A 14,737-nucleotide genomic window follows, 5' to 3' on the forward strand; every position below is an offset into this window, starting at 1 on the left:
ATCAGCAGAGCCGATCCGTTTGAAATCCAGTCAAGCCAGATTGGGCTTGCGGCCGCGTGTGGCCGGCTTCTTCTGAATGGTGTCTCCGTACTCTTCCCACCAAGCCGTCAGCGCCGCCATCGTCGGCCCGAGGCCACGTGCCTTGATGGTGATCTCGTAGTCGACTCGCGGAGGCACCTCTGCATACACCGTGCGCGTTACCAAGCCATCGGCTTCGAGCTCACGAAGCTGTGCTGTCAGCATGTGCTGGGTGATACCGGGGATTGCCTTGCGCAGCTCCCCGAAGCGGTAGATCCGCTGGTTGAGCAACCACATGATCTCCAGTTTCCATTTGCCCGAAAGCAGTGCAAACGCCCGGCGCATCTCCTCGTGCATGTTGACCTGATCGACGTCTCTGGTCTGCTTTTTCATACTAACCACCATTAATTGATCCTACTTGATGGATTCCATGCTAGGCGACATTCTTCGGTCAAGTCGATATGGAACACTTTCTGGAGATCTCTGGTGTCTGCGATCTACGCATACTGGACAAGTACAGGGCTGTTGGCATTGCTCTATCTGTCGTCAGCGACGATCTACATCGCCAAGAAGAGCTGGGTGCGCAAGACCCTTGTCGAACTGAACTATCCAGCGCCCTACCTGGTGCCACTCATGGTGATCGTGAAGGTTCTGGCTCCGCTGGCGATACTGTCGCGCTTCAGCATGCTGTTGAGTGACCTGGCTTACGCCGGCATTTTCTTCCACCTGCTTCTTTCAGGTTCGGCCCACCTCGGCGTCCGCAAGCCCCAGGGCGCTCTACCGGCCGCGATCGGCCTGGCGCTCCTGATCGTCTCATTCACCACACAGAACACCGCACGCGATGTCCCCACGCCTTATGCCGTGGTGCCAGCAATGCGAGCTGCCGCCCTCAACTAAGAAGGAGAAATTCATGTCCCGACTCAAAGGAAAAGTAGCCATCGTCACTGGTTCCGGCCGAGGCATCGGCCGCGCCACCGCCAAGCTCTTCGCGGCGGAAGGCGCTAAAGTGGCCGTGCTTTCTCTTACGCCGGCCAACGTCAATGCAGTGGTCGCCGACATCGAAGCGGCGGGAGAAGCGGCGCTTGGCGTGCCATGCGACATCAGTGACGCTGCGCAGATCAAGGCCGCTGTCGAAAAAGTCGTAGAGGCGTATGGCCGCATCGACATCCTGGTAAATAATGCCTTCGACCCGTCGGTGGTCAGCTCGCCGGTCATCGACTTGTCGGTTGAACAGTTGCAGCGCAACTTCGATACCGGTCCGATTGCCGCGCTCCGAACGATGCAATCCTGCTATCCCTATCTCAAGGCCAGCGGGGCGGGTCGCGTCATCAACTTCGGATCGCCCGCGGCGATGCTAGGCATGGCTCCATACGCCCCCTATAGCATGGCGAAAGAAGCGATCCGCGCGTTGACACGCACCGCTGCGCGCGAATGGGGCCCTGACAACATTACCGTCAACAACATCCAACCGGTCGCCGACACTTGGGGCGCTGGGCCGAACACGCCGCCGGCAACCAACGCACTCGGCCGGCACGGTTCGCCAGAGGATGACGTGGCGCCCGTCGTTCTGTTCCTTGCGAGCGACGATGCCAGATATCTGACCGGCTATACGCTCACGCCCGATGGTGGCATGGTCATCGACGGCGCACGTTGAATCGAAGATCGGCCAACCTATCTGCAAGAGCTGCCATCGGCCGCGCACATCACACCATCGATCCACGTGGCATATCGGGATATGCGGACGTTGTAGACCATCTGTCCATAGAAGCCGGCTTCCAGGGCGTGCTCTGGAACCGCCGTGATCCACGACCCCAGACCAATGAGCTGCCAAGCGTCCTTCCGGCCCACAACGAGCGGGCCGCCGCTGTCGCCGCTCCCCAGAACACCCTCGAGCGGCAGGCCTTGTGCGGGGGGATCGAATCGATACCAGACATAGCGATCGTTCGCCCCGGTGATGACGTTGTAGGCCCGCCTCAGCACGCCACGATGTGAAGCGTTGGGACTCTGCCCTTCGATGCCATTGCCGGTTGCCCCTTTCCCAACAAACATGGCAACGTTCGTGACTTCATCGCTAGCTCGATAAAGCGTTATCGGTGCAATGTTCTCCACTGGCGTCTCCAGTTCGATCAGCGCTATGTCATCCGAACCGGCGAGGAAGGTGTGAATCCTGGACGGATCGCCTGTCTTCAAAGCCTCTTGGCCCAGCGCATCGGGCATTCGCTTGTAGCCGGGATGCACGAATACGCGCGAAACTTTGTATGCGTTTCCGTTGATGGCCACCTCGGCATCCATGCCTTCCATGGGCGCTGCGTGTGCGGCGGTGACAACCCACTTCCGTGCGATGAGAACGCCATGGCCTTCGCCGGGCATATCTGCCAGCGCTGACAACCCGGAGCGATCTATCCGATACTCTGAATCGTCAACATCGCTACGGATGACAACGGCGTTCGCCGCCAACGGCAGGATCAAGAGAGCAGCCAGGAGATGACGCTTCATGTGTCCGCACTTCCTTTCAGGGATCGCTCTGAGGGCCTTCCGCAGTGTTCTTGCGGGTCGCGCTGCAATATAGCCGAGCAGGCACAACCTTGGAGCGGATTTCTGACAAGCGAACGTCAGGTGCGATGAAGGCCGGAAAATGACACCCGAGTTCGGGAGCATCCCTGCCTGAAACGAACTTCATCGCGCGCTCTCAGACCAACATCGACTGCTGCGCGGAGATGCCTGCCGTGGCCCCATGTGAGGATGCCAGCGTGACCGAGGGCATGAGCGGATTGGCGAGGTCGCCGGCGGCGTAGATGCCGGGAATGCTGGTTTCGCGGCGCTCGTCCACCTTGAGGACGACGCCCAGAGGCGTATCGACCGTGGCCAGGCCCAATGACTCATGCAAGCTTGCGGATGGCCTGTTGCGCGGATGCGCGAACAGGATGTCGACCGCGATATCGGGACCGGTATCAAACTTGATCGTGGCGTTGTGGCCTCCTCGATGGACGATCCCGGTGATCCGGCCATCGATGACAGGTATGTTGCGGCATGCCAGATCGGCCCGGATATCGGGGGCAATGTCGTGGCCATGGGCGAGCACCGTCAACGTGTCCGTCCAATCGTGGTACAGCCTTACATAGCTGTGCGACTGCGGTCCGGACCAGACCAGGCCCCAATGCTGGCCGGCTGCTTCAAAGCCGTCGCAATAGGGGCATGGCACGATGGACGCGCCCCAGCCTTCGGCAAAGCCTGGCACATCCAGCATCTGGTCGGTGACGCCATAGCTCAGAATCAGGCGGCGGCCCCCAAAGGTCTGGCCATCGCCGGTGAGGACGGAAAAATTGTCGATGGCGCCGGAGATGCTGTCGGCCCGCGAACTGACCAGCCTGATGGTTGGATATCGCGCCAACTGCTTCCTCGCCTCGGCCAGAATGTCCAGCGGCGGCTTGTGATCGTGACCGAGCAGGCCATGTGAGTGGCCGGCGAAGCGATTGCGCGGTAGACCTGTATCGAGAACGGTGACCTTGCGGCGGGCACGGCCGAGTTGCAGCGCGGCGGCGAGACCGGCAAAGCTGCCGCCGATGATGATGACGTCATCCATGGTGATGGGCTCCGCGTTGTGGGTGGCTGGGGATGGAAGGTGCGTCGTGTGCAGACGGTTCCTGCGATACGCGCTTGAGGCGAAGGGTCATTGTTTGTGGGCCTGATAGTTGGCAAGGAACAGCCTGACTATCGCGCCGGTCTCGTGCGCGGGCCCATTCCGGTCGATCAACGCCAGGAAGGCGCTGGCGTGTATGCGGGCATCCTGCGATCCCTTGGAAGAGAACGCGCTGGCCAGGGTGCCGAACTGTCGATCGAACCGCCTTTCCCACCTCGCCACGACAGGTTCGGGAACCGCCATTCCTTGATGAACCGCTCTGGATAGTGACCGGTAGTCATCTGTCATGCTCACCCGCGTGAGGCCCTCGGCAATTGACCACAGGAGTGCGCCGAGATCATCCGCATCAACGCCGACCTGACTCACATCAGACTCAACGGCCTTCAGCCAACGCTGCAGCACTTTCTCTGCAAGCACCTCCTTGTTGCGGAAGTGCGCGTAGAGGGTCACCTTGCTGAACTGGCACTCGGCCGCTACCAACGCCATGCTGGCATCGTCCAGACCGTGCTGGGCGAACACACGGGACGCCCCCGCCAGGATCTGCTCGCGTCGTTCTGCGCGTATGCGCGCCCAGCGTTGCCCGCGCGGTTCAGGAGCCATCGTCGCGACCCGCTCTACGGCCAGCGCTTGAAAAGCACGCTGGCGTTGACCCCGCCAAAGCCGAAGCCATTGGACAACGCATGCTCGATGGCCACGGGTCGCGCGTGGCCGCTGACAATTTCCAGGCCATCGGCCAGCGCATCGGGCGTCTGCAGGTTCAGCGTGGGCGGCACGATCTGGTCGCGCAACGCAAGCACGGTGAAGGCCGCCTCGATGCCGCCGGCTGCTCCCAGCAGATGGCCGGTGCTTCCCTTGGTAGAGGTGATCTGCAAGCCCGATGCCGCGCCGAACAGCGACCGGATGGCGGTCAGTTCCGCGCGGTCGCCCACCTGGGTGGAGGTGGCATGCGCGTTGAGGTGCTGCACATCGCTAGGCTGCAGGCCTGCCTGCTGCAACGCTTGCTGCATCGCCCGCCGCGCGCCCGAACCATCTTCCGGGCCTGCGGTCAGGTGGTAGGCATCAGCACTGGTGCCGTACCCCACCAGCTCGGCCAGCGGCGTGGCGCCGCGTGCCAGGGCATGGGACAGCGATTCGATTACCAGCAGGCCCGCGCCTTCGGCCATGACGAATCCATCGCGATGCTGGTCGAAAGGCCGCGACGCAGATTGCGGCATGTCGTTATAGCCGGTGGACAATGCTTTGGCGGCAGCGAACGCACCTAGCGAAACACGATGCAGCGCGGCTTCGGTTCCCCCGCAGATGGCGATGTCGGCCTCACCGGCGCGGATCATCCGTGCCGCATCACCGATGGCCTGCACGCCCGCCGCGCAGGCTGTAACCGGTGCGCCGATCGGCCCCTGGAAGCCATTGCGGATCGACACATGCCCCGCTGCCATGTTGCCCAGGAACGACGGCGCGGTGAACGGCGACAGGCGACGTGGGCCACGCCTTTCGGTGGTTTCCACTGCCTCTGCAATCGCGCCGAAGCCGCCGATGCCGGACGCGATGACAGTCGCGGTCCGGGTGCGCTGCTGCTCGGTGGCGGGCGACCAGCCGGCCTGGGCCAGGGCTTCTTCGGCGGCGATGATCGCAAATTCGATGAAGCGATCCATCTTGCGCAGATCCTTGCCACTGATGCTGCGCCGGCGGTTGTAGCCCGTCAGGGGATCTTCGTCCACGCCGTGTACGCGCCCACCGACGGACACGCCTACGCCCTCACAGACATCGGCGGGCAGCATTGAAATGCCCGAAGCACCTTGCAGGAGCTTCGACCATACCGCCTCGGTGCCGGTGCCCAGCGGCGACACGATACCGATGCCGGTGACAACGATGCGGTGGCTGTGGGGTGCCTGCATTACTTCGCTCCTTCCGCCGCAACAGCGCGGATCTTGAACCAGATGGAATACATGGCGGGCAGGAACACCAGGGTCAGCACCGTGCCGGCCAGAGTGCCGCCGATCAGCGTGTACGCCAGCGTTCCCCAGAACACCGAGTGGGTGAGCGGGATGAAGGCGAGCACGGCCGCCATGGCGGTGAGGATCACCGGTCGCGCACGTTGCACGGTCGCCTCCACCAAGGCCTCACGCGGGCTCATGCCCTCGGCCTCGTTGTGGTGTATCTGGCCGATCAGGATCAGCGTGTTGCGCATCAGGATGCCGGACAGCGCGATGAGGCCCACCAGCGCATTGATGCCGAACGGTTGCTGGAACAGCAGCAGTGTCGGCACCACGCCGATCAGGCCCAGCGGGCTGGTCAGGAACACCATGACCATCGCCGACATCGAGCGTACCTGCAGCACGATGATCAGCAGGGTCGCCGCCAGCATGATCGGGAACAGCGGCAGCATCGCCGCCATCGCCTTGCCGGACTCTTCAATGGCGCCCGCCTCGGTGATGCTGTAGCCCTTGGGCAAGGTTGCGCGCAACGGCTGCAGTGCGGCCGTCATTGCAGTGGAGACATCCGGCGGCTGCAGGCCTTCGGCAATGTCACCGCGCACGGTGATGGTGGGTACGCGATCACGGCGGCGCATCACCGGCGCTTCCATGCGCACGTCCACCGTGCCGATCTGCGACAGCGGAATGCGCTGCCCCGAAGCACCAGTCAGGGTGAAATCCTGCACCGTGGCCGGGTCCAGGCGGGTACTGCCTGAGGATCGCGCCAGCACCTGCACCGTACGGATATCTTCGCGCACCGAGGTGACCGGCACGCCGTTCAACAGGAACTGCAACTGCTGCGATGCGCTGCTGGAGCTCAGCCCCACCGCCTGCAGGCGGTCCTGGTCCAGGGTGAAATGCAGTGCCGGCGTGCGCACCCCCCAGTCACTGTTGACGGTGCGCATCATCGGGCTGGCCTGCAGCTGCGCTTCAACCCTGCCTGCGATGCCACGCAGCACGTCCGGGTCGGGGCCGCTCACCCGGTAGGCGACCGGGAACGGCGAATACGGACCAAACACCAGCTGGCTCACCCGCACCTGCGCTTCCGGCGCCAGGCCCGCCGCCACCGCCTCGCGCAACCGGTGCTTCAGAGCCTCGCGCTCTTCCTGGCTGTCGGTGCGGATGACGACCTTGGCGAAGGCCGGATCGGGCAGTTCCGGCGACATCGCCAGGAAGAAGCGCGGTGCGCCTTGGCCGATGTACGAGGTGACGATGTGCGCTTCCTTCTGCTTGGCCAGCCACGCTTCGACCTTGGCCGTGGCTGCACTGGTCTGCGCGATCGCGGTGCCATAGGGCATCTGCACTTCCACCAGCACTTCGGGGCGGTCGGAAATCGGGAAGAACTGCTTCTTCACCGCGGCCATGCCGAGGATCGCCAGTGCGAACAGCGCCACCACTGAACCGGCCACCCACCACTTGCGTTCGATGACCCGGCTGAGCACGCCACGGAAGCGGTTGTAGCGCGGCGTGTCGTACAGCGCCTGATGGCCGCCCTGCGCCGGTTTCAGCTGTGGCAACAGCTTCACGCCCAGGTACGGCGTGAACACCACCGCTACCACCCACGAAGCAATCAGCGCGATACCGACGATCCAGAACATGTTGCTGGTGTACTCACCGGCGGTGGAACGCGCGAAACCGTTGGGCATGAAGCCGACGGCGGTAACCAGCGTGCCCGACAGCATGGGTGCGGCGGTGTGGCTCCATGCGTAGGCCGAGGCGGCCACCCGGCTGAAGCCCTCCTCCATCTTCACCACCATCATCTCGATGGCGATGATGGCGTCGTCCACCAGCAGGCCCAACGCGAGGATCAGCGAGCCCAGGGTGATGCGGTCGAAGTTCTTGCCGGTGGCGGCCATCACCAGGAATACCGCGGCCAGCGTCAGCGGCACCGCTGCGGCCACCACCACGCCCACCCGCCAGCCCATACTGACGAAGCAGACCAGCATCACCACCACCAGAGCGACGAAGAACTTCACCATGAACTCGTTGACCGAGGAACTGATGTTGTCCGACTGGTCGGTGACCTTGCCCAGCGACATGCCCAGCGGCAGCTCGGCATTGATCTGCGCCACTTCGCTGTCCAGCGCCTTGCCCAGGTCCAGGCCGTTCCAGCCATCGCGCATGACCACGCCGAGCAGCAGCGCCGGTTCACCGCCATTGCGGATGAGGAAGGTGGCGGGATCTTCATGGCCGCGCTTTACCGTGGCGATGTCAGCCAGCTTGAGGGTCTTGCCGGCGGAAACAATCGGCGTGTTGCGGATCTTGTCCAGCCCATCCAGCGCGCCGTCCAGTCGCACGAACACCGTCGGCCCCCGCGTTTCCACCGAACCGGCCGGCGTCAGCGCGTTCTGCCCGTTGAGCGCAGCGAACACGTCCTGCGGGCTGATGCCCAGCGTTGCCAGGCGATCATGCGAGAACTCGACGAAGATGCGCTCGGGTTGCTCACCGATGATGTTGACCTTCTTCACCCCGGGTACGTGCAGCATGCGCTGGCGCAGTACTTCCGCATCGCGGACCAGCACGCGCTGCGGCTCGCCCTTCGCCTTCAGTGCGAACAGCGCGAAGGTGACGTCGGCATATTCATCATTGACCATCGGCCCGATCACGCCGGCAGGCAGGTTCGCCGCCTCGTCCTGCAGCTTCTTGCGCGCCTGGTAGAACTCTTCCTGCACTTGCGCAGGCGGCGTACTGTCCAGCAGGCTCAGCGTGGTAAACGCCAGGCCGGGGCGAGTGAAGGTCTCGCTGCGGTCGTACCAGCGCAGTTCCTGCAGGCGCTTTTCCAGCTTTTCGGCCACCTGGTCCTGCATTTGCTGGGCCGTGGCCCCGGGCCAGGCGGTGACGACCGTCATCACCTTTACAGTGAATGCCGGATCTTCGGCGCGGCCCAGCTTGAAGAACGCGATGATGCCGGCCAGCGACACCAGCAGAATCAGGAAGACGGTAATGGAGCGTTCGCGCACGGCCAACGCGGATAGATTGAAACCACTCACGGCGTGGGTGCTCCCGCGGGTGCCGCGGTGGCGGGCGCCAGAACGCGTACCGCCTGGCCTTCGCGCAGCAGGTGTGGGCCCAGCGCGGCAACGCGGTCGCCACCCTTCAGGTTGCCGGACACGTAGGCGCTGTCATCGGCGATGCGCAGCACCTTTACCGGGCGCCAGCTGGCTTTCGTCGGTGTTCCGGCAATGAGCCACACCCCCGAACCCTTGCCGCCATCGCTGAGTCCGGCCAGCGGCACGCGCACTCCCTCCTCCGCGGTGGCACTCGCGCGCGTGGCCAGTTGCAGCGTCACCGTAGCGCCCAGCGGTGCCGGCTGCCCCTGTGCGTCAAGTACATAGCGCGCTTCGAACGTGCGCGAGAGCGGGTCGGCAGTGCTGGACAACACCCGCAGGCGTGCTGTGATGGGTGCGCCGGCGCGGCCGAAGATGCTGGCGGTGGCGACGGAGCCGAGTTCGGGACGCAAGGTCTCCGGCAGCTGCAGCACCGCCTCGCGCGGGCCGGAACGGGCCAGTCGCACCACCACCTGACCGGCGGCCACCACTTGCCCTGGCTCGGCCAGGGTCTGCGACACCACGCCATCGGCATCGGCCAGCAGTACCGCGTAGCCACTGGCATTGGCGGCCACCGCCGCCTGTGCCCGCGATGCGCGCAGTTCTGCCTGTGCGGTATCTGCCGCGGCCTTGATCTGGTCGTAGGCGGACTGCGAAACCACCTGGCTGGCAGCCAGCCTCCTGTAGCGCACCTCGTCCTGGCTGGCCTGCGTGGCGCGCGCCCCGGCGGCCGCCACCGCCTGCCGCTGGGCACTGGCTGCCAGGTCCAGGTCAGCGGGGTCCATGCGCAGCAGCGGCTGCCCACGCTTCACTTCCTGGCCGGCGTCCACCAGCCGCTCCAGCACTTTGCCGGAAACGCGGAATCCCAGGTCGCTCTGCACCCGGGCCTGCACGGTGCCGGTGAAGGCCCGCGCCTGCTGGGTGCCCGCCTGCACGACCGCGACCCGTACCGGTGGCGGCGCGATGCGGGGATCAGCAGGTGGCGTGTCGCCACAGGCGGCCAAGGCCAGGGAAAGGACGGACAGGGACAGAGGTCCCGAACGACGATGCAGCGGCATGAAGCACCCAAAAGGAACTGGTCAGGCCGGCATTGTTGTTCCTAGTGACTAATATAGTCAATAGTCACTGGAGTGCTTCGGTCAGGGTGACAGGCTTCTGAGAATGAGGCTGGACAGTTGTGCCGGTGCTTCGCCGCTGTAACGCAGGCTGTCCTGCAGCAGCAGCGGGTTCAGGTACGGGCGCATTACCAGGTAGATGGCGTGCGAGGTCTCGTCCAGGGGCGTCTTGCGCTCGAAATCCCCGGCGGCGCGGCCACGCTCCAGGATCTTCTGCAGGTGCGTGCGCACACGGGCCTCGTAGCCCACGGCCGTAGGCCAGCCCTCGGTGGCCGCCGCGACGGCGATTTCGTACAGCTTGCGGTCCTGGTTGAACAGCTCCACGCTGGCCTCCACCGCGACCCGGAACATCCGTCGCAGCTGTTCAGGCGGGCTTTCTGCACTGGCGATGGCCGCCTCGATCTGCTGCTCGATCCCAAGCAGGCAGGTCTCGCAGATCGCCTCGCCTATGGCCTGCTTGGACGCAAAGAACTTGTAGATGTACGCCTTGGAGAAGCCGATGGTCCGGGCGAGGTCGGAGACCGTGGTCTTGGTGTAGCCGTAATGGCTGAAATGCTCGGCTGCAGCGGTCACGATCTGGTCGCGGACGTTGTGCTCTTCAGGGCCCCGGGCTGAAGCCGAGTGGGATGCTTCATTGTTCATGCGCTGAGTCTACCGGCATGCCGGCACTGCAACAAATGGTGACCTGAACATTCATTGGTCACCCTGGCTCAGCGGCAATTAACGTGATGCATCACGGCCGAGCGCACCCTGCATCGACGGCAACGGTCAGCCGGCAACCTTCAGCCCGTTACCCGCCGCAATCAGGCGCAACGAGGCCAGGTAGCGGCAGTACTTGCCAATGAACAGGCCGGTGAACCCGCCCGACAGCAGAAGATAGGCAGCACTGAACGCGGCATCAGTACTCAGTCCCGGTGACACGGCAAGCGCTGTTTCGAAGCCGTACTTCACCATGAACGTGACCAGCAGCAGCGGCAGCAGGCTGTAATCGGCGGTGCGCCACAACGCGCCGGTTGCAGCGTTCACTGTCAGCTTCGCACGATGCAGCAACAGCCAGCCCAGCGCAGCGCCCGTGCCAATGCCGGCCAACCACTCGCCCCAGGCACCCCAAGATGCACCGTAGCGGTGACTGATCGACCACACGTCCCAAGCAGTGAACAGGACCGGCACGATGGCCAGCTTCTGCAGCGAGGTCTGCCCCGGCCTCATGGCCGCCACGCCGCGCGTGATCAGAAAGGCCAGAAGCAGCCAGACCCAGAGTGGCGTCTGCGAGGCAAGTTGCTGGAGCATGTACATGGTCGGTCCCCTGGTGAGTGGTGAGGCGTCATCGCCGTGGCACTCACTATTCGCGCTGGGATGCCCGGCAGCCAGTGACACCTGTCAGTCATCGGGCAGGCGGGCTCCCCCCATGCACGCCCGCAAGCCCGGCCGAGCCCGGCGCCGGCCACGTTCCGTTAACGGCCCCGCACTATGCTAGGGCCTCATTGGATATCTGCGAGGTGCCACCCCATGACCAAGCTGCACACCCTGATGGTTGCCGGCTGCCTGCTTGCCCTCAGCCCGTTGGCGTCGGCCGAGACGGTGAACCTGACCAACAGCGCTGACGGCGCCAACCGCGATGCGGGTATCACGGCGGTCAAGAAGAAACTGCAGGACGCCTGCACCGACCGCAAGGGCACGCCGGACGCCGGGTCATTCGCGGTGGTCTTCGAAAAGACCAGTGACAACCCGAACGTGCCCAAGCCCTACTACGTGGACGGCAAGATGCAGTGCGAACTACCGGGTTGAGCATGAGAGGCGCGAGGCGCCTCAGCGCTTATCGTGTACGACGGTTGGCACAGGTATCCGGGTCGAATAGATCGTAGGTCCGCATGATTTCCAGATTAGCGCGCGCCCGGAAGTCGCCTTGCGCCGCCGCCTGGCAGTACCAGGAATGGCCTTCCTCGGCATTTTCGGGCACGCCCACCCCGTTGGAATACATGTAGCCCAGCATGGTCTGCGCCGGTGCGTAGCCCTGCTCCGCCGCCTTGCGATACCAAGCGGCCGCTTGGGCTCCGTCCTTCTGCACGACCAGGCCCCTGCGATACATGTTGCCCAGTGTGTGCTGGGTTGCGGCATCGCCGCGCTCGGCCGCTGCGGTTAGATCCTGCACCGGCCCGAACGCCCCCGGCGTGTCGACCTCGGCGCACCACACCGCGTTGACCCCGCCATAAGCGCACAGCTTCAGGCGGGATTGCCTGACACCCAGCTGCCAGGCGTCCTGCAACGCGGCTCTGGCATACCAGCGGATGGCTTCAGCATCGTCCTGGGGCAGGCCGGCCGATCCCTTCTGATACTGGCTGGCAAGGTTGTGCTGTCCCGCAGGCGAGCCCTGCTCGGCTGCTTTGCGCAGCCAGAAAACTGCTTGGGCATCGCTGCGTGGCACGGCCATACCCTGCAGATACATCATGCCCAGATCGGACTGCGCCAACGCTTCGCCCTGTTCGGCCGCCCTTCGCACCCAGGTGATGGCCTGGGCGTCGTCCTTGGGTACGCCAACACCGCGCAGGTACAGCGCCCCCAAAGCCGATTGCGCCCGCGCATACCCCTGGTCGGCCGCCTTGCGGTACCAGACTGCCGCCTGCTCTGCATTCCGGGCGATGCCGTTGCCTTGCAGATAGCGGTCACCCAACTCATTCTCGGCCTTCGCGCTGCCCGCCTCTGCTGCTGCCCGCACGCTTTCCAGAGAGCCCGTGCTGTCACTGGCCACGGCGTGGGCGCTGCAGGCCAGGACGGCCAGCCCGACGCAGAGAGCGGCACGACTGAAGGTGCCCATCGACTCTTCCATGAATGCAACCACTGCGCGCTTGTTCCCCGTGTGTAGCGGGCAAGGATAACGAAACGGCACGCGCTCGGCGGCAAACCGCTCGAAGCCGGCCCGTGCAATGCATGTCACATCAAGGGATATATTGCACTCGTCGGCCCCTGCGGAAAGATGGGGTTGCCTCAGCCGGTCTGCTCAGCCGGCAGCGCGACCACCGAACCGCCCAGCACCTGCCATGTTCCAGTGCGCTTCCCCCAGAAACGGCAATACCTGAAACGGCCGGAGAAAGCTGTGCCGTCGAAGGTTCCGGCCAGCTTTGCAGTGGTGAGCGCAATGGCCGCCTGATCATGCAGGACCACGTCCACCGACTGCCACTCGGCCACGCTCAGCCGCTGGCGCCCTGACCGGTGCAGGGCCAGGTCGTCCTGCTTGCCAAAGACCTCGCCTGAGGGGCCCACGAAGACCAGTTCGTCTGCGATCAGCGCATCCAGCGCTGCCACATCACTGCTGAGCATCGCGATGCGCAGCGTTTCCTCACGTTGCCGTATTTCAGTGTCCATGCTGCCTCCGTTGGGCGATGCTGCTTCGTTGGGGGGCCGCCGTCATTGCCGCTGGGCCTCCGGCGCCAAGGTATGGATCACCTTGCCCTGCGCATCCAGGAATTCGATGGCGCCATAGCCTTCCGGGGTTACGGTCAGGCGCAGTCGGGTGCGATCCTGCCGGTCGTTCAACGCGATCGCCGGCGTGCCGTCGGCAGCGACCACCATCTCAATGCGGGTGGGTGTCTGCACGCCGGGAATCAACCGGTTGCCCAGGCGCGGCTCACGGATCAACGGCGGCGCCTGGTTGATCGAGAATCGCACGTTGCCATCTGGCGACACGCGCCAGCCGATGGCATCCATGGCCGGGTGGTCCAACGCCAGCACCGCCATGCCGCCTTCCACGTCTGCGGTACCGAAGCCGCCGCGCTCGCTGCCCTTCTGGTCGTACAGCACCATGCCAGCGACATTGAATGCACGCTTGTACTGGATGCCATCGATGATGGGCGCTGGTGTCTGCCCGGACAGGGTCATTCGGATCACGCCCTTCTCGTCGACGATATCGATGCGGCGCGCGGTGATGCGCTCCTGGTCCGGCGCATCCACCTGTGTACCCGGGGAGGTGCTGACGATCAGCTTCTGCAGCTGCTCGACCGAGGGGCGTTTGGGGCCGTCCGTTTCCGCCGCGAGGGCGCCCATGGACGTGGGGATAAGCGCGAGGGTCACTGCAATGCGATGTGCTTGTTTCATGGATGCTCCCAAGGGCAGGAATGATTCACATGCTGGCAATGGGCTACGCCGGCCAGCTCAGCCATGCGCCCGGCTGCATGACCTGCACAGGCAACGCACGGTTGCGGGCAGCGCTGCGCAGTCGGCCCAGCGCATCCCCCACTTCCACATACTTGTCCATGCCGGTGATGCCGTAGTGAATGGGTACCAGAACGCGGGCGCCAAGAATGGTCGCTGCCGCCACTGCCTGCTCCGGGGTGAGCACGCCCGGCTGCCCGCTTACCGGTTCGCGCCAACCGAACGTGGCGCCATTGATGGGCAGGAAGACTGCATCGAAGGGACCGAACTGACGACCGATGCGCCACCAGTGGCCGTGCCATTGCGTGTCGCCGCCATGGAAAATGCGCCGGCCGCCGGCGGTTACCACCCAGGACACCTGCGTGTCGCCGTAGCCGTCTGATGCCGGGACCGGGGTGGCGGTGAAGTCGCCCAGCAACTGCGGCTCCCATGGCGCACTCGGTCGCGGCCGCGCGGCTGCTGGCAGCGGTGCGGGCTGCACCCCGGCGGGATACGCGATGGTGCCCCCTTTCGCCAGCGCTGCCGCTACCGCGTCTGCATCGAAGTGGTCCGAATGGGTGTGGGTGATCAGTACGTGGCGCTCTTCCGGAAGGTCATTCACCGCTACCAGCGTGTCCGGCAGCGCGCTGCCCCACGTTGCAGGGTTCACCAGTGGATCGATCAGCAGCGTGCTGCCTGGCAGCTGCAGCCGTATCCCGGCCCACGCCAGCCGCTGCACGCGCAGGGTCGGCGCCGGTGCGGGTGGCGCGGCCATGCCGAGCGGGATCAACGCTGCTGCAGCTGCGCCCGCGCAAC

General features: G+C 64.6%; 16 protein-coding genes. 3 read left to right on the forward strand and 13 right to left on the reverse strand.

What is annotated here, in order from left to right:
• Positions 1-30 precede the first annotated feature (30 nt).
• Positions 31-411: a winged helix-turn-helix transcriptional regulator gene (locus ACVOLJ_RS00845; RefSeq protein WP_481563183.1), complete on the reverse strand. Its 381-nt coding sequence runs from the start codon at positions 409-411 to the stop codon at positions 31-33.
• A 93-nt stretch (positions 412-504) separates the two neighbouring features.
• Here ACVOLJ_RS00845 and ACVOLJ_RS00850 point away from each other — a divergent pair, with 93 nt between their 5' ends.
• Together ACVOLJ_RS00850 and ACVOLJ_RS00855 are read left to right on the forward strand one after the other, a co-directional pair.
• Positions 505-915 (forward strand): DoxX family protein, encoded by a 411-nt coding sequence (locus ACVOLJ_RS00850; RefSeq protein ID WP_481563184.1) that lies wholly within the window; start codon positions 505-507, stop codon positions 913-915.
• A 13-nt stretch (positions 916-928) separates the two neighbouring features.
• Positions 929-1,672, forward strand: a complete 744-nt coding sequence (locus ACVOLJ_RS00855; RefSeq protein ID WP_481563185.1) for an SDR family NAD(P)-dependent oxidoreductase — start codon at positions 929-931, stop codon at positions 1,670-1,672.
• 17 nt (positions 1,673-1,689) lie between these two features.
• Here ACVOLJ_RS00855 and ACVOLJ_RS00860 read toward each other — a convergent pair whose 3' ends face one another.
• From ACVOLJ_RS00860 to ACVOLJ_RS00895, 8 genes are all read right to left on the reverse strand, one after another.
• The gene (locus tag ACVOLJ_RS00860; protein WP_481563186.1) at positions 1,690-2,514 is read right to left on the reverse strand and encodes a S1 family peptidase; all 825 of its coding nucleotides are present in this window, start codon (positions 2,512-2,514) and stop codon (positions 1,690-1,692) included.
• Between the two features lie 193 nt (positions 2,515-2,707).
• On the reverse strand, positions 2,708-3,601 hold the full coding sequence (locus ACVOLJ_RS00865; RefSeq protein ID WP_481563187.1) for an NAD(P)/FAD-dependent oxidoreductase: 894 nt from the start codon (positions 3,599-3,601) through the stop codon (positions 2,708-2,710).
• An 87-nt stretch (positions 3,602-3,688) separates the two neighbouring features.
• Positions 3,689-4,258 carry a TetR/AcrR family transcriptional regulator gene (locus ACVOLJ_RS00870; RefSeq protein WP_475278818.1) on the reverse strand — a complete coding sequence of 190 codons (570 nt, stop codon included), beginning with the start codon at positions 4,256-4,258 and terminating at the stop codon, positions 3,689-3,691.
• A gap of 14 nt (positions 4,259-4,272) precedes the next feature.
• Complete coding sequence (gene fabF, locus ACVOLJ_RS00875) at positions 4,273-5,553, reverse strand: beta-ketoacyl-ACP synthase II (RefSeq protein ID WP_481563188.1); 1,281 nt, start codon at positions 5,551-5,553, stop codon at positions 4,273-4,275.
• Entirely contained in the window at positions 5,553-8,621 is a 3,069-nt protein-coding gene (locus ACVOLJ_RS00880) for an efflux RND transporter permease subunit (RefSeq protein WP_481563189.1), read from the reverse strand. Before ACVOLJ_RS00880 ends, fabF begins: the two co-directional genes overlap by 1 nt.
• On the reverse strand, positions 8,618-9,736 hold the full coding sequence (locus tag ACVOLJ_RS00885) for an efflux RND transporter periplasmic adaptor subunit (RefSeq protein WP_481563190.1): 1,119 nt from the start codon (positions 9,734-9,736) through the stop codon (positions 8,618-8,620). The genes ACVOLJ_RS00880 and ACVOLJ_RS00885 overlap by 4 nt, the downstream gene beginning before the upstream one ends.
• 81 nt (positions 9,737-9,817) lie before the next feature.
• Complete coding sequence (locus tag ACVOLJ_RS00890) at positions 9,818-10,435, reverse strand: TetR/AcrR family transcriptional regulator (protein ID WP_481563191.1); 618 nt, start codon at positions 10,433-10,435, stop codon at positions 9,818-9,820.
• Between the two features lie 126 nt (positions 10,436-10,561).
• Positions 10,562-11,089, reverse strand: coding sequence for a DUF6622 family protein (locus ACVOLJ_RS00895; RefSeq protein ID WP_481563254.1), 528 nt, complete (start codon positions 11,087-11,089; stop codon positions 10,562-10,564).
• 213 nt (positions 11,090-11,302) lie between these two features.
• Between ACVOLJ_RS00895 and ACVOLJ_RS00900 the strand changes: the two genes are divergently transcribed.
• Positions 11,303-11,581 carry a hypothetical protein gene (locus ACVOLJ_RS00900; protein WP_481563192.1) on the forward strand — a complete coding sequence of 93 codons (279 nt, stop codon included), beginning with the start codon at positions 11,303-11,305 and terminating at the stop codon, positions 11,579-11,581.
• Positions 11,582-11,609: 28 nt separating this feature from the next.
• Here the strand turns inward: ACVOLJ_RS00900 and ACVOLJ_RS00905 are convergent, their stop codons facing one another.
• The 4 genes from ACVOLJ_RS00905 to ACVOLJ_RS00920 form a co-directional block, all read right to left on the reverse strand.
• Positions 11,610-12,608: a tetratricopeptide repeat protein gene (locus tag ACVOLJ_RS00905; protein ID WP_481563193.1), complete on the reverse strand. Its 999-nt coding sequence runs from the start codon at positions 12,606-12,608 to the stop codon at positions 11,610-11,612.
• Between the two features lie 170 nt (positions 12,609-12,778).
• Positions 12,779-13,156: a nuclear transport factor 2 family protein gene (locus ACVOLJ_RS00910; protein WP_481563194.1), complete on the reverse strand. Its 378-nt coding sequence runs from the start codon at positions 13,154-13,156 to the stop codon at positions 12,779-12,781.
• Between the two features lie 42 nt (positions 13,157-13,198).
• Positions 13,199-13,885 carry a hypothetical protein gene (locus ACVOLJ_RS00915; protein WP_481563195.1) on the reverse strand — a complete coding sequence of 229 codons (687 nt, stop codon included), beginning with the start codon at positions 13,883-13,885 and terminating at the stop codon, positions 13,199-13,201.
• Between the two features lie 43 nt (positions 13,886-13,928).
• Positions 13,929-14,696 (reverse strand): MBL fold metallo-hydrolase, encoded by a 768-nt coding sequence (locus ACVOLJ_RS00920; RefSeq protein ID WP_481563196.1) that lies wholly within the window; start codon positions 14,694-14,696, stop codon positions 13,929-13,931.
• Between the last annotated feature and the right edge of the window lie 41 nt (positions 14,697-14,737).

This window comes from Stenotrophomonas sp. STEN046 (assembly GCF_056759755.1).